Source organism: Pseudomonas sp. NPDC086112, from assembly GCF_044746425.1.
GTDB lineage: Bacteria > Pseudomonadota > Gammaproteobacteria > Pseudomonadales > Pseudomonadaceae > Aquipseudomonas.
The window spans coordinates 62218-81761 of the sequence record NZ_JBIVCD010000024.1 but is presented as its reverse complement, the minus strand read 5'-3'; the positions used below and the strand labels follow the sequence as shown (position 1 = coordinate 81761).

General features: G+C 62.4%; 10 protein-coding genes. 6 read left to right on the top strand and 4 right to left on the bottom strand.

Going from position 1 to position 19544, the window contains the following annotated elements:
* The first annotated feature begins 79 nt into the window (after positions 1 to 79).
* Positions 80 to 1072, top strand: a complete 993-nt coding sequence (locus tag ACIPLA_RS17580) for a GlxA family transcriptional regulator (protein ID WP_401174590.1) — start codon at positions 80 to 82, stop codon at positions 1070 to 1072.
* Here ACIPLA_RS17580 and ACIPLA_RS17575 read toward each other — a convergent pair.
* From ACIPLA_RS17575 to ACIPLA_RS17565, 3 genes are read right to left on the bottom strand one after another with little or no spacing between them, the layout of a single operon-like run.
* Entirely contained in the window at positions 1041 to 1943 is a 903-nt protein-coding gene (locus ACIPLA_RS17575; protein WP_401174587.1) for an alpha/beta fold hydrolase, read from the bottom strand. The genes ACIPLA_RS17580 and ACIPLA_RS17575 overlap by 32 nt on opposite strands.
* Before the next feature lie 28 nt (positions 1944 to 1971).
* On the bottom strand, positions 1972 to 2604 hold the full coding sequence (locus tag ACIPLA_RS17570; RefSeq protein ID WP_401174584.1) for a BRCT domain-containing protein: 633 nt from the start codon (positions 2602 to 2604) through the stop codon (positions 1972 to 1974).
* Positions 2605 to 2616: 12 nt separating this feature from the next.
* A complete protein-coding gene (locus tag ACIPLA_RS17565) occupies positions 2617 to 3006 on the bottom strand; it encodes a hypothetical protein (protein ID WP_192343226.1) in 390 nt (129 codons plus the stop codon).
* A 684-nt stretch (positions 3007 to 3690) separates the two neighbouring features.
* On the opposite strand from ACIPLA_RS17565, the gene ACIPLA_RS17560 reads away from it, so the two are divergent.
* The gene (locus ACIPLA_RS17560; RefSeq protein ID WP_401174581.1) at positions 3691 to 4065 is read left to right on the top strand and encodes a DUF6124 family protein; all 375 of its coding nucleotides are present in this window, start codon (positions 3691 to 3693) and stop codon (positions 4063 to 4065) included.
* A 140-nt stretch (positions 4066 to 4205) separates the two neighbouring features.
* Here the strand turns inward: ACIPLA_RS17560 and ACIPLA_RS17555 are convergent, their stop codons facing one another.
* Positions 4206 to 6029 carry a glycoside hydrolase family 15 protein gene (locus ACIPLA_RS17555; RefSeq protein WP_401174578.1) on the bottom strand — a complete coding sequence of 608 codons (1824 nt, stop codon included), beginning with the start codon at positions 6027 to 6029 and terminating at the stop codon, positions 4206 to 4208.
* Positions 6030 to 6192: 163 nt separating this feature from the next.
* Here ACIPLA_RS17555 and ACIPLA_RS17550 point away from each other — a divergent pair, with 163 nt between their 5' ends.
* The 4 genes from ACIPLA_RS17550 to ACIPLA_RS17535 all read left to right on the top strand — a co-directional run bounded on the left by ACIPLA_RS17550 (position 6193) and on the right by ACIPLA_RS17535 (position 19538).
* Complete coding sequence (locus tag ACIPLA_RS17550) at positions 6193 to 6933, top strand: thioesterase II family protein (RefSeq protein WP_401174575.1); 741 nt, start codon at positions 6193 to 6195, stop codon at positions 6931 to 6933.
* 42 nt (positions 6934 to 6975) lie between these two features.
* Positions 6976 to 7974 carry a TauD/TfdA family dioxygenase gene (locus ACIPLA_RS17545; protein WP_218399040.1) on the top strand — a complete coding sequence of 333 codons (999 nt, stop codon included), beginning with the start codon at positions 6976 to 6978 and terminating at the stop codon, positions 7972 to 7974.
* A gap of 315 nt (positions 7975 to 8289) precedes the next feature.
* Positions 8290 to 11712, top strand: a complete 3423-nt coding sequence (locus ACIPLA_RS17540) for an amino acid adenylation domain-containing protein (RefSeq protein ID WP_401174571.1) — start codon at positions 8290 to 8292, stop codon at positions 11710 to 11712.
* Positions 11709 to 19538 (top strand): amino acid adenylation domain-containing protein, encoded by a 7830-nt coding sequence (locus ACIPLA_RS17535; protein ID WP_401174568.1) that lies wholly within the window; start codon positions 11709 to 11711, stop codon positions 19536 to 19538. The genes ACIPLA_RS17540 and ACIPLA_RS17535 overlap by 4 nt, the downstream gene beginning before the upstream one ends.
* Positions 19539 to 19544: the final 6 nt, after the last annotated feature.

Sequence of the window (19544 nt, the reverse complement as noted above, 5' to 3'; positions counted from 1 at the left end):
CCTGGTTGGGGTGGACGGCTTCACTCTAGGCTCGTAGGATCTGGCGCATACGCCAATTACCCCACGAATTACGCCAAACATGTCGAAGAACCCGAAAACCATTCATGTGCTGGCCTTTGCCAACGTACAACTGCTCGACGTCACCGGGCCGTTGCAGGTATTCGCCTCGGCCAACGACATCGCTCGCCAGCAAGGTTTGCCGCAACCCTATGCGCCGTCGGTGATTGCCAGCGGCGGCGGGGCGGTGATGTCGTCGGCGGGGTTGGCGCTGTTGGCAGAGCCGCTGCCGGATCAGGGCAGCGACACGTTGATCATTGCCGGTGGCTGGGGCGTTTACGCGGCGGCGCAAGACGAGCCGTTGGTGGCGTGGGTGCGTGAGCATGGGACCGGGTGTCGGCGGGTGGCGTCGGTGTGTACCGGGGCGTTTTTGCTGGCGGCCAGCGGTTGGCTCGATGGCAGGCGGGTGGTCACGCACTGGACCCGTTGCGAGCAATTGGCACAGCAGCACCCCGAACTGCACGTCGAACCCAACCCGATCTTCATCAACGACGGCCCGGTCTGGACCTCGGCCGGTGTCACCGCGGGCATCGACCTGGCCCTGGCGATGGTCGAACAAGACCTCGGCCGAACCATGGCCCTGGACGTCGCCCGCCAACTGGTGGTGTTTCTCAAGCGTCCGGGGGGGCAGTCGCAGTTCAGCGTGACCCTGTCCCTCCAAAAGGAAGGCAACCGCTTCGACGAACTTCATGCCTGGATCAGCGAAAACCTCACCAAGGACCTCGGCATCCCGACCTTGGCCTTGCAGGCCGGCATGAGCGAGCGCAGCTTCGTCCGTCACTACCGCGCCGACACCGGCCAGACTCCGGCGCGGGCCATCGAACTGATTCGGGTCGAGACCGCGCGACGTCTACTCAGTGACACCGGCGTACCGATCAAACGGGTCGCGGTGCAATGCGGGTTTGGCAGTGAAGAGACCTTGCGCCGCAGTTTTCTGCGAGCCATGGGCGTGACGCCGCAAGCCTATCGCGAGCGGTTTTCCGTCAGCCTTCCAGCAGATCCAGTATTGCCTTGAGGGTTGCTTCGGGCGCTTCTTCGGCAATGTTATGCCCGACGCCCGCCAGTATTCGGCGTTGGTAAGGGCCGGAAAAGCGCTCGGCGTCTTCATCGATTTCAGAAGCGGGGCCCACGCCGTCATCGGCGCCGCACAGGGAAATTGTCGGCACGCTGATCACCGGTTGCTGGGTCAGCGCTTCTTCCATCCGTTCCAGCGCCGGATCGCCGGGCGCATACATGAAGCGGTGCCGGTACGAGTGAATCACCACCTCGACGAAATCCGGATTATCGAAGGCTGGTGCGCTCAAGGGATAACGTGCGGCATTGTTGGCCCAGGTCGGCGACCACAACTTCCAGAGCAGTTCGCACAGTGCCCGGCGGTTTTGGGTCAAGCCTTCGACACCGCGCGGGGTATGGAAGTAATACTGGTACCAGAGACGGTGTTCGGTCTGCGGATCCAGAGGCTGGGTGGAGTTGGGGATGTTCTGAAGGTTGTAACCGTCCCCGGTCACCAGACAGCGCACCCGCTCCGGCCATAGCGCCGCAACAATGCACGCCGCCCGACCGCCCCAGTCGTAACCGCACAGGGCAGCTTGTTTGATGGCGAGGGCGTCCATCAGGTCCAGCAAATCCTGGGCGAGGACGGCTTGCTGGCCGGAGCGCAGGGTGTCGGGGGAGTTGAAGCGGGTCGGGCCGTAGCCGCGCAGGTACGGGACGATCACGCGGTAGCCCTTTGCGGCGAGGGCCGGGGCGATTTCGTCGTAGGCGCGGGGGGAGTAGGGGAAGCCGTGGAGCAGGATGACCGGGTCGCCGGTGGTGGGGCCGTGTTCCTCGTAGGCGAGATTGAGGCTGGGTGTCAGTGCGTATTGGATCTGCGCGTCATGGTTCATTCGACACTCCATAGAGGCTGTAGCGGCGTTATCCGAACAGCACCTTTTGCCAATATTCTTCACTGATGATCGCTATAGGCACACCGCTTTCTCTCAGTTCGACAGCTCTTTTGATCTTGGTCCCGTAGGTGCTATGCAGCCATTGATCATTGCCGATGCTGCCTACCACTAAATAGTGGATCTTCTTGCTGACGGATCCGCCGATAAGCCCGCCACGTTCAATAATCAGTGATTCGCACTCCTTGCGCGGACCGTAAGCCATGATCCCAGTAAACAGGAACACTCGGTCAGACCAACTTAAAGAGGGCGCCGGGTTGTCGAGAGGAAGACTGGTCGGCGCAGTGAACGTTTGGGCAGAGCCAATCGGCAGGCCTGCAAACTGGTGAAGCATCTCCAACAGCTCGCCAGACTCCTCGGCATCAAGCACGCCGTCGCTCAGCATGCCGGCGAGGCGTTTGTAGAGGATATTCACCACCGGATCGCCGAGATGGCTTAAATGGGTTTCGATCCAGGTCTTTAGAAACTCGGCTTCCTGCTGGTTGATCGTACCGTCGGCAGCGAGCCCGGCGGCGATTCCCACCAGTGCGTCAGCCGAGCGTCGATCAATCCGTGCCTCGTGGAAGAAACCGCTGTTTTGAAATTCCTGATGCAGGTCCACCATGCGTCTTTCTCCTTAAGCCTCCACGTCCGCCACCTGATTGAAATACTTCGACCGATCCGGCGTAAACGTCACGACCATTTTGGTTCTGGAACAGGTCAACGCCCGTTCTGCGTTCAAATCAATATCCAGATCTTCCCCGCGCAACCCCTGCCATTGGGCGAGGTATTTGAGGGATCCGTATTTTTCGAGTTTTTTCAGGCTGCGGCTGACGCCACCTTTCCAGCCTAGCACCGGAAGTTCACCAGTGAGGCATTGTCGCGCGAGGTCGGGGAAGCGGGCGGCGCGTTGGCGGCCGATTTCCCAGCATTTGATCAGGCCTTTGTCGTGGCCTTCCCACAGTTCATCCCGGTTCAGGCCTGATCGGAGTGGGGTGTCGATGCTGCGATGGATACGCTGGGTCATTCTGGTTCCTTGAATTCGGGTTTTGTTGGACAGCTCCGCTGTGCCCGTTGACGTGGATGGTAGGGATGGATGTAAGCGCTGGCAACAAGGTATTTCCAGATGTAGGAATGCGTTACCGCGTGTTGATTGGGCTGGTTTTGTTTAGTGATTGTAGGTTTGGCCTACCTGGTTCTGTGGCGAGGGGGCTTGCCCCCGTTCGGCTGCGCAGCGGCCGCAAAGCCAGCAAATGCGGTGCTTCTGGAGGAATTGGGTTGCAGATTTCAGGGCCGCTGCGTGCCCCAACGGGAGCAAGCTCCCTCGCCACAGAAGGTCAGCTCTGTCAGGCGGAGTGTGTTTAAGTTCATCGCGGGTAAGTCTCGATCCTACAAAAAGTGTCGTAAAAGTGGATATTTCCGACGAGTTTTGGCGGTTGTAGGTTAGGAAAGGGAGCCGATAGTCTTTCCGGGTCGCTGCCAATTCAGCGACCGGGTTTGGTCACCCGTGCAATGTCAGGCGTGCAAGCGCCAACGTGAGCATGTCGGCGCTTTTTCGTGCGCTTGTCGGTATGCTTCGCGGTGGGCTGTGCGCGGGGCACTTTCGAGTGCGCCGGGTGCCTGACTTCCCGGTTGACCAACCTGCGTACCGCCCACCACCCATCGTTTGGTCACGACGGCGGTGAGCTTCATGAATGTCAGGAGTTACACCATGATAAAAGACAGTCCCAATCCCCCAGAAACCGACAACGTTTCCCCCTACGAATCCCTCGATTCGAAAAAACTCCACGACGCCGCTGAACGCGCGCTCGACCACTACCTCAAACCCACCCCGAAAAAAACCGAAGGCCGCAAGCCAAGCAAAATGTTTCTGGTTGCACCGGATATGGATAACGAAAGTCTGCTGGCCCATGTTTGCGAATCACTGGCCTCAGCCAGCGTCATGACCAGCGACATTGCCGCCTATGTCGATGCTCCGCAGCGGCACACGCTCCTGGCGATTCAGCAGGTCATCATGCTGGCCGAGCTGGCGGTGAATCGGGTGCTGGATAACGTCGACGTGCCGAAGCCTGCGCCACACAGCTGATCCCCTGTGGGAGCGGGCTTGCTCGCGAAAGCGGTGTGTCAGGCGACATCAATGTTGAATGTGAAATCGCCTTCGCGAGCAAGCCCGCTCCCACAGTTGAACGGTGTACATCTGTAGTAGCGAAGAAGCCGACTCGGTCTTCAAGGCTGCCAAAAGTTTTTCTCTCCGCTCAATTTCCGATCCAGGAAACTCGCCGCGCTGATCAGTGCCAGGTGCGTCAGCGCTTGCGGTGTGTTGCCCAGATGCCGGGCATGGCTGTCGAACTCTTCGGCATACAGCCCCAGCGGGTTGGCGTACTTCAGCAATTGCTCGAACTCCAGATGCGCCTTTTCCACTTGGCCGGCCCGGGCCAGGCATTCGACGTACCAGAACGAGCACGCGGCGAAGGCGCCTTCGGTGCCGGGCAGGCCGTCGATCTGGTTGTCGTCGTTGCGGTAGCGGTAGACCATGCCGGCGCGCACCAGGGTTTTCTCGATGGCTTCGAGGGTCGCGATCCAGCGCGGATCCTTGGCGCTGACGAAGCGCACCAGCGGCATCAATAGCATCGAGCCGTCGAGGCCGGTGCCGCCGATGTGCTGGACGAAATGCCCGCGTTCTTCGTTCCAGAAATTGCTCCAGATGTCGGTGTAGATCGCTTGACGGGTCTGGTCCCAGCGGGCGAACGGGGCGGGCAGCGAGCGTTTGGAGGCCAGCCGGATGGCCCGGTCCACGGCCACCCAGCACATCAGTCGCGAGTGCAGGAAATGATACGGCTCGCCGCGCATTTCCCAGATGCCAACGTCTTTTTGCTGCCAGGTTTCGCAGACCTGATCGACCACTTCCACGGTGTGTTTCCAGCCTTCATGGGAAATTGCTTCACCGTGCTTGTTGACCAAGTACACCGCGTCCAGCAGCTCGCCGAAGATGTCGAGCTGGATTTGATCGTAGGCCTGATTACCGATGCGTACCGGTGTCGCGCCGCCATGACCGGCCAAGTGTGGAAGTTCGACCTCCGGCAGTTCCTGGCGGCCGTCGATGGCGTAGAGGATGTTGAGTTTCATGGTCTTGCCGTGACAATCCCTGACCCGACCGCGCAACCAGCGCGTGTAGGCGTTGGCTTCCTCGACGAAGCCCAGGCGCATGAAGGCATAGACGGTGAACGAGGCGTCGCGGATCCAGGTGTAGCGGTAGTCCCAGTTGCGTTCGCCGCCGGGCGTTTCCGGCAGGCCGAAGGTAGCGGCGGCGAGGATGGCGCCGTGCTTGCGCGAGGTCAGTAGCTTCAAGGCCAGGGCCGAGCGATTGACCATTTCTCGCCAGCGACCGCGATAATTGGACTGGCCGATCCAGTCGCGCCAGAACTTCAGGGTGCGCTCCAGGCACAGCGCGGCGGTACCTTCCTTGAAGCGCGCATCGTCAACGCCGCCGAGCAGAAACTCGGCGCTCTGGTCCTGTTCGAGGATGAATTCGGCGACGGCCGCATGGCCCTCGATGCGTAAGGATTGATTCGAACACAGCTGCATGGCTGGCTGGCCGGTGGCCTCGAAATACACACTCCGATCACGTGCGCGGGCCTTGGTGTGAGCCCGGGCATAGTCATGACGCACGGCGCAGCGCATGTGGATCGTCGCTTGTCCGCTGACTACTCGCACCCGACGCATCAGCATCGGTAAATCATCTTCGCTGTCGCCGATGGGCAGCAGGTCGGTGACTTCGACCACCGCGTGATCGCTGAGCCAGCGGGTTTGCAGGACGTTGGTATCGGGCAGGTAAATCTGCTCGCGGCGAGCGTCGGGCAGGTCCGGGGCCAGTTGAAAGATGCCGGCTTCGGGGCTGTCCAGCAGCGCGCAGAAAATCGATGGACTGTCGAATTCCGGCCAGCAGAAAAAGTCCACGCTGCCCTTGTCGTTGACCAGCGCGGCGCTGCGCATGTCGCCAATGATGCCGTGGGCGTCGATGGCGCTTTGTCGTTCGGGATGATCAGCCATTGCCGCAGTGCTCCGGGGACTGAGGGTCTAACTAGCTGACCGGTTTAAGCCACAGAGAGTTCATTTGCCGGCAAACCGTCGCTCCCACAGATCCATCCCACAGACTAATTCTCGCCACACCTCATCCGTTCTCCTAAACAGATAACCAATCGAGGTAAGTGCGGTGACAAAGCTGACACTGCTGTGCCTGCCCTATTCGGGCGCCAGCGCCATGGTCTATAGCCGCTGGCGGCGCCAGTTGCCGCCGTGGCTGCACTTGCAGCCGGTGGAGTTGCCGGGGCGGGGCGCCCGTTACGACGAACCCTTGCAGACCGACATGCGCGCCCTGGCCCTGCAATTGGCCAGGGAACACAAGCCATCCTTGCACGGCCCTTACGCCCTGTTCGGCCACAGCCTGGGGGCGTTGCTGGCCTGCGAGATGGCCCACGCCTTTCGTGCCCTCGGTGCTCCAGAACCGGTGGCGCTGTTTGCTTCCGGCACGGCGGCCCCGACGATGCGCAGTGACTATGACCGTGGCTTCGCCGAACCGCAGAGCGACGAACAGTTGATCGAGCAGCTGCGCACCTTCCAGGGCACCAGCGAGGAAGTGTTGGCCAATCAGGAGTTGATGAGCCTGACGCTGCCGATCCTGCGCGCCGATTTCATGCTCTGCGGGCGCTTCCGTCCGATGCAACGCCCGTTGCTCAAATGCCCGGTGCACGTGCTCGGCGGCAAAGAAGACAAGGCCACCACCGAGCAATTGATCGGCTGGAGCCAGGAAACCCAAGGCAGTTTCTCGGTGGACATGATGACCGGCGGGCATTTCTTCATTCATGAGCATGAAGCCAAGGTGCTGCGGATTATCAAGAATCATCTGGAAGTCCATCACCGACGTCATGCGCAGCTGGCCGCGTCGGTTTTTTAGCGCGCGCGGTTCACTTTATCGAGTGTTAACAGGAGGCCCGTCATGGGTGTTGCTGTGGGTTTTGCCGTTCGGCCGTTGTTGCCGGTGCGGGGTCGCTTGCCGCTGTTGGTGGAAGCGACCGAGCCGAATACCAGCCTGTTGGCGGTGTTCGATGAATTGAATGAACTGGTGGATGAGCATTTGTTGCGTGACGGCGGCATTCTGTTTCGCGGGTTCCAGCTGGACGGCGCCGAGCAGTTCCGCCAATTCGCCGCCGGCTTCGGCCATCCGCTGCTCAATTACGAGTTCGGTTCGACGCCGCGCACCAACGTCACCCAGGGGGTCTACACCTCAACCGAATACCCGGCGCATCAGAGCATTCCGCTGCACAACGAGCAGGCCTATTCCCGGGACTGGCCGATGAAAATCTGGTTCTACAGCATGATCGCCGCCACCTCGGGCGGTGAAACGCCGATTGCCGACAGCCGGGAAGTCTATCGCCGCATGCCTGTCGCGATCCGCGAGCGCTTCGTCAACAAAGGCCTGATGTACGTGCGCAATTTCGGCAACGGGCTGGACGTGGCTTGGGAGCAAGTGTTCAACACCGAAGACCGCGACGTGGCCGAGGCCTACTGCAAGGCCCACGGCATCATTTGTGAGTGGAAGGACGACGGAGAATTGCGCACCCGCCAGACCTGTCAGGCGGTGGCGCGTCATCCGGTGACCGGTGACATGGTCTGGTTCAATCAGGCTCACCTGTTCCACATTTCCAACCTGCAGCCGGAGGTGCGTGAAACCTTGCTGGATATCGTCGACGAGGAAGACCTGCCGCGTAACGTCTACTACGGCGATGGCTCGCCCATCGAGGATGAAGTGCTCAGTGAGATTCGTGCGGTGCTTGATGACTGCGCCATCAGTTTTCCTTGGCAGGAGGGTGATGTGCTGATGCTCGACAACATGCTCTCGGCCCACGCCCGCGCGCCCTTCGAAGGCAAGCGCAAGGTGATTGTCGCGATGGCCGAAGGGCATTCCCAGGATTGCGTTGATCTGATTTGCCCCTGACGCGCCAATCGCCGAAGCCGGTCTTGCACCGGCTTCGGCGTTTTTGTTGCGCTGTCCACTGCTCGGTCTAATGCCTGGTGCGGAACCTGTGGGAGCGGGCTTGCTCGCGAAAGCGGTGTGCCCGGCAACATTAATGTCGACTGACACGCCCTCTTCGCGAGCAAGTCGGATCGCCGCACCGCCGCTCCCACAGGTTCTGCACCTCAACTGACTGGCCGCGTTTGTCTGTACCGCTAAATCATCGCGCCAGCCATTCGTTCTTGTTGATACGACCGGGCCTCCTGGTCACGCCGCCGATCAGCAAGGACCCCATGCATGAATGCCGCAGACGCACAGAAACTCGCCCGCCGTTTTATCGAACTGCCACAGGACAAGCGTCGCTTGTTTCTGGCCGGCATGGCCCGCGAAGGCATCGATTTTGCGCAGCTTCCCATGACCTCCTGTGTCGGGGTCGATGAGCGTGACGGCCTGTCCTATGCCCAGCAGCGGATGTGGTTTCTCTGGCAGCTGGATCCGCAGAGCGCGGCCTACAACCTGCCGATGGCGGTGCGCCTGAGCGGCGCGCTGCAAACCGAGACGCTGGAGCGCGCGTTCAGCCTGCTTGTCGCGCGTCATGAGTGCCTGCGCACCACCTTCGGCCAGGAGGGCGAACGTGCGTTCCAGCGAGTGGCCGAACCCCATGACCTGACGCTGGCGATCAACGACCTGAGTGCCTTGCCTGAGGAACGGCGCTGGCCGCAGGCGCAACAGCACATGATGGCCGAAGCCACTCAGGCCTTCGATTTGCAACAGGGGCCGTTGCTGAGCCTTCGCCTGTTGCGCCTGGCCGAACAGGAACACGTGCTGTTGCTGACGTTGCACCACATCATTGCCGATGGCTGGTCGATGAACATTCTGATCGACGAGTTCATGCGCACCTACGACGGGTTGGTGGCGGGGCGGCAACCGACCTTGCCGGCACTGACCGTGCACTACCGCGACTATGCCTTGTGGCAGCGCAGCTGGCTGGAAGCCGGGGAGTGCGAGCGCCAACTCGATTACTGGCGCACGCAGTTGGGCGACACGCAGTTGGGTGAAGAGCCTCCGATCCTCGAATTGCCCACCGACCGTGCCTATCCGGCCCAGTCCAGCCACCAGGGCGCGCGCCTGGAGAAAGTCATCGATGGGGCCCTGCGCCAGGCGCTGAAAACCCTCGCCCAGCGCCAGGGCGTGACGCTGTTCGTGGTGCTGCTGGCCGCCTTCAAGACCTTGCTGCACCGCTACAGCGGCCAGACCGACATTCGCGTCGGCGGCTTGATCGCCAACCGCACCCGCAGCGAAACCGAAGGCTTGATCGGCTTCTTCGTCAATACCCAGATCCTGCGCAGCGAGGTCACCCCGCAGACCCGCTTCAGCGACCTTTTGCAGGGCCTGCGTCAGGCGGCGCTTGGCGCCCAGGCCCATCAAGAGCTGCCATTCGACGCGTTGATCGAAGCCCTGCAACCGGCCCGCAGCCAGAGCCACAATCCGTTGTTTCAGGTGATGTTCAACCACCAGCCGCTGGTGACCGATCTGCAGGACGTGCGCCTCGATTGCGGTTTGCAGGTCGGCTATCTGAGCGAGCAGCAAATCGTCGGCAGCGGGCGTCAGCATGCGGCTACCAGCGACCTGATGCTCGACACCCGGGAGGAGGGCGAGCAACTGTTTGCCGCGTTCACCTACGCCACCGACCTCTTCGATGCACAAACCATCGCCGCGTTGGCCGAGCATTGGCACAACGTGCTGGTGTCGGTCTGCCGTGATCCGCAACAGCCGTTGGGCGAGGTGTCGATGCTTGGCACGGATGAGCGCGAGCGCTTGATTCAACCTGTCGCCATCCCGGCGCTGCTGCCCGGCATGCCGCAGCTGTTCGAGGCCCAGGCGACGCGCACTCCCGAGGCCCGCGCCGTGATCCTCGTTGGCGATCAGTCGCCCTCACTCAGCTATGCCGAACTGAATGCTCGCAGCAATCGTCTGGCCCATCAGTTGCGCGCCAAGGGCGTCGGCCCCGATGTGCTGGTCGGTGTGGCGTTGGGGCGATCGCGGGAACTGGCGGTGGCGTTGCTGGCCGTGCTCAAGGCCGGTGGCGCCTATGTGCCGCTGGACCCGCACACCCCGGCCGAACGCTTGCGCCATGTGCTCGATGACAGTGGACTGAAACTGTTGCTCACCGAGAGCCCGCTGCTGAGCAGTTTGCCGGCGCTCGATGGCATCGATTGCCTGTGTCTGGACCAGCTACCGGACAGCGCCGCTGCGAATCAAGACAACCTGCAAGTGACGGTGGATCCGCAGAACCTCGCGTACGTGATTTACACCTCCGGCTCCACCGGCCGGCCCAAGGGCGTGGCCGTCAGTCACGGTGCGCTGAGTGAATTCATCGCGCGGGCGATCGACTACAGCGATTTGCGCGAAGGTGATCGCGTACTGCAATTCGCCACCAGCAGTTTTGACGGTTTCGTTGAGCAATTCTTCCCGCCGCTGTGCCATGGCGCCTGTGTCGTCCTGCGCGATGCGGGCCTGTGGGACAGTGCGACCCTGCATCAGGTGATCGTCGAACAGGGCATTACCCTGGCGGATTTGCCGGCCGCTTACTGGTATGCGGTGGTGCAGGATTACGCGGCCAACCCGCCTGTCCACTTCGGCGCCTTGCGCCAGATTCACGTGGGCGGCGAGGCGATGGCGGTGGACGGACTGCGCCTGTGGCAACGCGCCGGGTTGGGTCATGTGCGTTTGCTCAACACTTATGGCCCGACCGAGGCGACGGTGGTTTCGACTATCCACGATTGCAGCGCATTGACCGCCGAAGCGGTGTCGTGGCGCGGCATTCCGATCGGTCACGGTCTGGAGCACCGCCGGCTGTACGTGCTCGACGACGATTTGAATCTGCTGCCACAAGGAGCGGTGGGCGAGTTGTACATCGGCGGGCCGGGCCTGGCCCGCGGTTATCACCGACAGCCGACGCTCAGCGCCCAACGGTTTATCGCCGATCCGTTCGCGGTCGGCGAGCGCCTGTACCGCACCGGCGACCGTGCCCGACTGCGGAACGACGGCGCGGTGGAATACATCGGCCGCGTCGATCACCAAGTGAAAATTCGCGGGTTCCGCATTGAGTTGGGGGAAATCGAGTCGCGGTTGCAGCAATGCCCGGGGATTCGTGAGGCCGTGGTGCTGGCATTGTCCCTGACTGGTGGCGCGCAACTGGTGGCGTATCTGGTGGTCGATCAGAGCGTGCTCGGCAGCGCGGCGGAGCAGGTGATTCTGCGTCAGCAAATCAGGACCTCGCTGCAGAAGAACCTGCCGGACTACATGGTGCCCGGCCACTTGCTGCTGTTGCCGCGCCTGCCCCTGACCCCCAGCGGCAAACTCGACCGCAAGGCCCTGCCGGTCCCCGATCCGAGCCAATTGCAGAGCGTTTATCGCGCACCGCAAACCGACACCGAACAGGCGCTGGCGCAGATCTGGATCGAGGTGCTGCAAGTGCCACGGGTCGGTATGGATGACCATTTCTTCGAGTTGGGCGGGCATTCGTTGCTGGCCGCGCAAGTGATCGCGCGGATCAAAAGCCAGTTGGGCGTGGTGCTGCCGTTGCGCAGCCTGTTCGAGACACCGCTGCTGGGCGATCTGGCCCTGGAGCTGGCCGCGCTGGCCGGCGGTGCAAGCGATAACGACTGGTCCGACATGGATCAGTTCATGAGTTCTTTGGAGGGAGTTGAAGTATGAGCGGCAATATGGCGGAGCGTATCGCTAAAAGGTTCGTCGGTTTGCCGCTGGAGCAACGTCGACTGTTTCTCGCCAAACTGCACGAGGAGGGCAAGGACTTCAGCCTGCTGCCGCTGCCGGTCAGTCGTCACGACTGCGCGGTGATCCCGCTGTCGTTTGCCCAGCAACGTCTGCTGTTTCTCTGGCAGCTCGACCCGCAGAGCGCCGCGTACAACATGGCCGCCGGCCTGCGCTTGCACGGGCAGCTGAACGAGGCCGCGCTGTTGCGTTCCTTCGATCATCTGGTGGCGCGCCATGAAGTGTTGCGCACGGTGTTCCAGACCGACAACGACCAGCCGAGCCAGATCATCCTCGACCAGCAGAGCGTGCCACTGCAACGCGTCGATCTGTCGAACGGCGTCGTGCAAGAACGTGAAACCGAGCTGGCGCGGCAGGTTCAGGAAGCAGCCGCGCAACCGTTCGACTTGCTCCATGGGCCATTGCTGCGGGCCAGTCTGTTCTGTCTGGCCGACGATGAATATGTGCTGATCGTGAGCATGCACCACATCGTCTCCGATGGCTGGTCGATGGACGTCATGGTCAAGGAATTCGTGCAGTGTTATCAGGCCTTCAGCCTGGAGCGCGAACCGCAGTTGCCGGCGTTGCCGTTGCAGTACGCCGACTACGCGATCTGGCAGCGTCGCTGGCTGGAGGCCGGCGAGGGCGAGCGGCAACTCGATTACTGGCGTCAGCAACTGGGTGATGAACATCCGCTGTTGGACGTGGCGGCGGATTTCCCCCGGCCGCTGACCCAGAGTTTCGAAGGCCAGACCCTGAGCTTTGATTTCGGTGCGGATCTGTCCCGGCAGTTGAATGGCTTTGCCCGGGCTCAGGGCATTAGCTTGTTCATGCTGGTGCTGGCCGGGTTTTCGCTGTTTCTGTCGCGACTTGGTGGCCAGCGCGATATTCGCGTCGGCGTGCCCAATGCCAACCGCGGGCGCTCCGAGGTCGAAGGGCTGATCGGCTTCTTCGTCAATACCCAGGTGTTGCGTTGCCAGGTCGATGAGCGCGGCAGCTTCGACGATTTGCTGGCTCGGGTTCGGGAAGCATCGTTCGGTGCCCAGGCCCATCAGGAGCTGCCGTTCGAGCAACTGGTGGATGAACTGGTGCCCGAGCGAACCCTGGGGCATAACCCGTTGTTCCAGGCCAAGTTCAACCAGAACGTCGGCATGCAGACCCAGCGTTCGATGAACCTGCCGGGCCTGAGCGTTACCGAGTATCCACTGGACAAACAAGGCACGCACTTCGATCTGGCGCTGGACATCACTGATGACGGCACGCTGATCCACGGGCAAATGACTTACGCCAGCGACCTGTACCAGCACTCGACCATCGAGGGGTTCATTCCGACGCTGCTCGGCCTGTTCCGCGAGTTGCTGAGCGCCCCGCAGGCGCCGCTGCACAGTCTTGCCGCCACGCCAGTACCACCGGCGCTGACGCCACGGCAGTCGGCAGAATCGGTGTTGCAGCAATGGGATCGTCAGGTGACCGTACAGCCTGAAGCGCTGGCCGCACGCTGCCTTGAACGGACATTGAGTTTCCAGGCGCTGGATCAGGACGCCAATCGCCTGGCCCACTACCTGCGTGCGCAAGGCGTGCAAAACGGGCAACCCGTGGCGGTGCTGATGGAGCGCTCACTGGAATGGCTGACTTGTGTGCTGGGAATATTCAAGGCCGGGGCGGTGTACATGCCGCTGGACGTCAAGGCCCCGGCCACACGATTGCAGCAGATGCTCGCAGGCGCGCAGGCGAAAGTCCTGCTGTGTGCCGCTGGCGACGCGCGGGAAAGCACTCTGGCGGTCGCCGGTTGCCAGGGGCTGGCCTTCGCCCCCGAATGCTGGCAGGACCAACCGACGACGAAGCCTTCGCTGATAGTGTCGGCGGATGCAGCGGCCTATGTGATTCACACCTCCGGCTCCACCGGCCAACCCAAAGGCGTGCTGGTGAGCCACGGCGCTCTGGCCAGTTACGTGCGCGGTGCGCTGGAGCGTCTGGCGCTGGAGCCAGCCGCGAGCATGGCGCTGGTCTCGACCATTGCGGCGGATCTTGGATTTACCGTGCTGTTCGGCGCCTTGTGTTCCGGTCGCTTGTTGCATGTATTGCCCGAAGAGCTGGGCTTCGACCCGGACCGGTTTGCCGATTACATGGCTGAGCACCAAGTGGGCGTGCTGAAAATCGTGCCGGGGCATTTGGCGGCGTTGATGCAGGCCTCCCGGGCCGCCGATGTACTACCGCAACACGCACTGATCGTCGGTGGCGAAGCCTGCTCGCCGGCATTGCTCGAACAGGTGCGGCGACTCAAGCCGGGCTGCCGGTTCATCAACCACTATGGCCCGAGCGAAACCACGGTCGGTGTGTTGACCCATGAGCTCAAGGATCTCGACTCGGGTGCCCGCAGCGTGCCGGTCGGCCGTCCGTTGTCGGGTGCGCATGTCTACGTGTTGGACGATGTGCTCAACGCGGTCGCCGATCAGGTGGCGGGCGAGCTGTATATCGGTGGTGAGAGTGTGGCGCTGGGTTACCTGGGGCAACCGGGGCTGACCGCCGAACGCTTCCTGCCGGATCCGTTTGGTGCCGCCGGCGCGCGGGTGTACCGCAGCGGTGACCGGGTGCGCCGCAATCGCCAGGGCGCGCTGGAGTTCATCGGACGTGCCGACGATCAGGTCAAGGTGCGCGGCTATCGAGTGGAACCGGCGGAAGTCGCCCGGGTACTGCTGGGCCTGAACGGTGTAAGCGAGGCCGCAGTGTTGGCCTTGCCGCTGGACGGGGATGAAACGCGCCTGCAACTGGTGGCGTACTGCGTGGCCGCACCTGACTTGCCGTTGAATGTCGACGCCTTGCGCCAGCAGTTACAGGCCTGCCTGCCGGAGTACATGGTGCCGGCGCAGATCGTGGTGCTGGAGCGCCTGCCGCTGACCGCCAACGGCAAACTGGACAAGCGTGCCTTGCCGGCGCCGGGGCTGGTCATGCAGCAATTTGTTGCCCCGGTGGGCGAGATCGAACAGAAGCTTGCCGCCATCTGGGCCGATGTCCTGAAGCTTGAGCAAGTGGGCAGCACCGACAACTTCTTCGAGCTGGGCGGCGACTCGATTCTCAGTTTGCAAATCATCGCTCGAGCCAAACGCCAGGGCATCAAGCTGAGCCCCAAGCAACTGTTCGAGAAGCAGACCATCGGCCAGTTGGCGGCGGTGGCCAAACTGATCGAGAGCAAACCGGCGGCCAGCGTCGCGCAAAAGATCAGCGGCGATCTGCCGTTGTTGCCGATCCAGGCACGCTTCTTCCAGACCGACATTCCCCAGCGTCATCACTGGAACCAGTCGGTGATGCTGCAGCCGCAAATCCCCCTCGACGCGACCCCTCTCAGCAACGCATTGGCCGCCCTGATCGAGCAGCATGATGCGCTGAACCTGAGTTTCCAGGCATCGGGCGAGACTTGGCAGGCGACATTCCAGACGCAGCGCCACACGGACCTGTTGTGGGTGCGGGCACTGGACGACCTTGCCGATTTGCCAGCGCTGGCCACCCAGGCCCAGCGCAGTCTCGACTTACAACAGGGCCGGCTGGTGCGCGCGGTGCTGGTGAACCTGCCTGACGCAACACAACGTTTGCTGCTGGTGATCCATCACCTGGTGGTGGATGGCGTGTCCTGGCGGGTGCTGCTGGAAGATTTGCAGCAAGCCTATACCGCGTTGGCGGCTGGCAAGGCGATTGTCCTGCCGGGCAAAAGCAGTTCGCTCCAGGCCTGGGCGCAACACCTGCACCGTTACGGGCAAAGCGATGCCTTGAAGGCTGAGCGCGATTACTGGCAGCGCACGCTGGAGGGCGATAACAGCGACTTGCCGAGGGACTTCCCCGAGACCGTCCAGACTTGTCGCCAAGCCGCTCGGGCCACTTCACGCCTGAACAAGACACTGACCCACGCGCTGCTCAAAGTGGCACCGGCCGCCTATCGCACCCAGATCAACGATCTGCTGCTGACGGCCCTGGCGCGGGTGCTGTGTGACTGGAGTCAACAGGCCTCGGTGCTGATCCAGCTCGAAGGCCACGGCCGCGAAGACCTGTTCGACAACCTCGATTTGAGTCGCACCGTTGGCTGGTTCAGCAGTCTGTTTCCGGTGCGTCTGACCCCACAGGCAGAGCCGGGCATTTCGCTGTGCGCGATCAAGGAACAACTGCGAGCGGTGCCGGGCAAAGGCATCGGCTATGGCGTGCTGCGTTATCTTTCAGGCTTCGAACCGCTGCGTGAACTGCCGCCGCCACGCATCACCTTCAACTACCTCGGCCAGTTCGACGGTGCGTTCAGTGCCGCTGACGGCGCGCTGTTGGTGCCGACTGCCGACAGCACCGGTGACCATCAGGATGACGATGCGCCCTTGGGCAACTGGCTGAGCGTCGATGGCCAGGTCTACGGCGGCGAGCTGGAATTGAGCTGGACGTTCGGCCAGGGCATGTACCGTCCGCAAACCATTCAGGCGCTGGCCGACGCTTATTGCCATGAGCTGGAACGGCTGATCGAACATTGCACCGTCGGTGAGCATGCCGGAGTCACGCCGTCAGACTTCAATCTGCTGAGCCTGACTCAGGCGCAACTGTCGGCGCTGCCGGTGCCGGCACGGGAGATCAGCGATCTCTATCCGTTGTCGCCGATGCAGCAGGGCATCCTGTTCCACAGCCTCAACGAACCGGACGGCCCGGCCTACACCAACCAGTTGCGGGTCGATGTACGGCAGCTCAACGCCGAGCGTTTCCGTCAGGCCTGGCAGCAGACGCTGGAGACCCATGAGATTCTGCGCACGGTATTCGTCTGGCCCGAGGATGCCGACGCGCCGGTGCAGATTGTAAGGCAGACGGTGCAGATGCCCCTGACCGTGCAGGACTGGCGCGGTCGTGATGACCTTCACGCAGCGCTCGATCAGTTGGCCCGAGAGGATCTGGCCGCCGGTTTCAAACTGGACCACGCGCCGCTGTTGCGCGTGTTGCTGGTGCGAACCGCTGAAGCGCAGCATCACTTGATCTACACCAGTCATCACATTCTCATGGACGGCTGGAGCACCTCGCAGTTGTTCGGCGAGGTGTTGCAACGCTATGCCGGCATGACCCCGGCGGCGGCTCCGGGTCGTTATCGTGATTACATTGAGTGGCTGGGCCAGCGCGATACTCAGGCCAGTCGCGAGTTCTGGACGTCGGCATTGGCTGACCTTCAGGAGCCGACCCGCCTGGCCAGCGCCATGCCGGTCAGTCAGACGTTGGCCAGCGGTTATGCCGACTACCAGCATGTGTTCAGCGAACAGCAGACCGGCGACCTGAACCGCTTCGCCCGCGAGCAGAAGCTCACCCTCAATAGCCTGATGCAAGCCGCGTGGCTGGTGCTGTTGCAGCGCTATACCGGCCAGGACACGGTGGCTTTCGGTGCGACTGTGGCAGGTCGTCCGACGGACTTGCCCGGCGTCGAGCAGCAGATCGGCCTGTTCATCAATACCTTGCCGGTGGTGGCTGCGCCGTCCGCCGAGATCCCGGTCGGCCAATGGATTCAACAGGTGCAGAGCCTCAACCTGGCCCTGCGCGAACATGAGAGCACGCCGCTCTACGATATTCAGCGCTGGGCGGGGCAGGGCGCGGGCGCGCTGTTCGACAGTATTCTGGTGTTCGAGAACTACCCGATGGCCGAAGCGCTGGCCCAAGGCTCTGCCACCGGTCTCGAGTTTTCCGCCCTCTCGCGTCAGGAGCAGACCCACTATCCGTTGACGCTGGTGGCGGTTACCGGTCGCGAGTTGACCCTGGGCTTGAGCTTCGACCAGGCCTGTTTCGATCACGCCACCATCGCCGACCTGAGCACCCGGCTCGAAGGCCTGATGATGCAATTCATGGCGGATGCTTCGCAGCCTCTGGGCGCGCTGCAACTGCTGGACGGCGCACCGCGTCAAGCGGCTGTCGACTGGGGCAAGGCCGCGATCACGACGCTGGATTCGCGCAACGTGGTTGAGCGGATTGACGCGCAGGTACAACGCCAACCGCAGGCCGCAGCGGTGTTGTTTGCCGAGCAAACCCTCGATTACCGCAGCCTCGACGCCCGGGCCAATCGACTGGCGCATAAGCTGCAAGCGCTGGGTGTCGGGCCGGAAGTGCGGGTGGGCGTGTGCATGCGCCGCACCCCGGACATGCTGGTCGGGCTGCTGGCGATCCTCAAGGCCGGCGGTGCCTACGTGCCGCTGGACCCGGAGTATCCGCAAGAGCGCTTGCTGCACATGCTCGAGGACAGTTGCGCGACTGTGTTGCTGACCGAAGCCACGTTGCAGGCGATGTTGCCCGAGGCGTTGCCGTCGCAAGTGCTGTTGGTCGAAGAGGGCGCCGAATGGCTTGCGGGGTATCCGTCCACGGCGCCGGTCAGCCGGATCGTGATGCAGAACCTGGCCTACGTGATTTACACCTCCGGCTCCACCGGCAAACCGAAAGGCGTGGCGATCACCCACGCTAACCTCGCGGCGCTGATCCAGTGGTCGCAGGGTGTTTACCGCGATGAGCAGATGCGTGGCGTGCTGGCCTCGACTTCGATTTGCTTCGACCTGTCGGTGTGGGAAATTTTCGTCACCCTGGCCAGCGGCGGTTGCATGGTGCTGGCGGACAACGCCCTGGCGCTGTCCGAGTTGCCGGCCCGTGAGCGCGTGACGCTGATCAATACCGTGCCGTCGGCAATTGCCGCGCTGCAACGGGCCGGGCAGATTCCGGCGTCGGTCACCACCATCAATCTGGCCGGCGAGCCACTCAAGCAGACGCTGGTCGATACGCTGTACGCCAGCACCTCGGTCAAGCAGGTTTATGACCTGTACGGGCCGTCGGAAGACACCACCTATTCGACCTTCACCCTGCGCACCGCCAACGGCCGGGCGAACATTGGGCGGCCGCTGGACAACACCGTGGCCTACCTGCTCGACAGCCAGTTGCAGGTGTTGCCGGCAGGGTTGGCGGCCGAGTTGTACCTGGCCGGTGCCGGCGTGACCCGAGGTTATCTGCTGCGTCCCGGCCTGACTGCGGAACGCTTCGTACCGGACCCGTTCGCCACTCATGGTGAGCGGCTGTATCGCACCGGCGATCTGGTGCGCCAGGGGCCAGACGACACGATTGAGTACATCGGTCGTGCCGACCATCAGGTGAAGATTCGCGGCTTCCGCATCGAGCTGAGCGAGATCGAAGCCCGATTGCTGGAGCTGCCCGAGGTGCGCGAAGCCGTGGTGCTGGCGCAGGAGGGCGCGGCGGGTAAACACCTGCATGCCTACGTCGTAGCGAGCCAACCGGGCAATTTATCGTTGGCGGAAAGCCTGCGGGCGGCCCTGGCCAATCGTTTGCCGGCGCACATGGTGCCAAGCCATCTGCACGTGATCGACGCGCTGCCGCTGACCCCCAATGGCAAGCTCGATCGCAAGGCCCTGATGGCGCTGGGCGGCAATCCGACGCTGCAGCGTTACGAAGCGCCGCACACCGATCTGCAATGGGAAGTGGCAACCGTCTGGCAAGAGGTGCTGGAAGTCGAGTGCGTCGGTCTGACGGACAACTTCTTCCAGTTGGGCGGGCATTCGTTGCTGGCGACGCTGGTGGTGACCCGGATCAAGGAACGCCTGGGTGACAAGGTGCCGCTCAAGGAACTGTTCGAAGCCGACACCCTGCAAGCGTTCTGCACCCGCATCGAAGCGTTGCGCGTCGATTTATCACCGGTTCAGGACGAATTGGCTAAATCCCTGGAGGCCCTCAAACGTCTATCCCTCGATGATCTGGAAAAACTGATTTCTTGAGGGGAA

Bases quoted from the DNA above. Each gene is read 5' to 3' on its own strand.
- ACIPLA_RS17535 (WP_401174568.1), top strand. From the start codon at position 11,709: ATGAGCGGCAATATGGCGGAGCGTATCGCTAAAAGGTTCGTCGGTTTG.
- ACIPLA_RS17565 (WP_192343226.1), bottom strand. From the start codon at position 3,006: ATGACCCAGCGTATCCATCGCAGCATCGACACCCCACTCCGATCAGGC.
- ACIPLA_RS17560 (WP_401174581.1), top strand. From the start codon at position 3,691: ATGATAAAAGACAGTCCCAATCCCCCAGAAACCGACAACGTTTCCCCC.
- ACIPLA_RS17570 (WP_401174584.1), bottom strand. From the start codon at position 2,604: ATGGTGGACCTGCATCAGGAATTTCAAAACAGCGGTTTCTTCCACGAG.
- ACIPLA_RS17580 (WP_401174590.1), top strand. From the start codon at position 80: ATGTCGAAGAACCCGAAAACCATTCATGTGCTGGCCTTTGCCAACGTA.
- ACIPLA_RS17555 (WP_401174578.1), bottom strand. From the start codon at position 6,029: ATGGCTGATCATCCCGAACGACAAAGCGCCATCGACGCCCACGGCATC.
- ACIPLA_RS17540 (WP_401174571.1), top strand. From the start codon at position 8,290: ATGAATGCCGCAGACGCACAGAAACTCGCCCGCCGTTTTATCGAACTG.
- ACIPLA_RS17545 (WP_218399040.1), top strand. From the start codon at position 6,976: ATGGGTGTTGCTGTGGGTTTTGCCGTTCGGCCGTTGTTGCCGGTGCGG.
- ACIPLA_RS17575 (WP_401174587.1), bottom strand. From the start codon at position 1,943: ATGAACCATGACGCGCAGATCCAATACGCACTGACACCCAGCCTCAAT.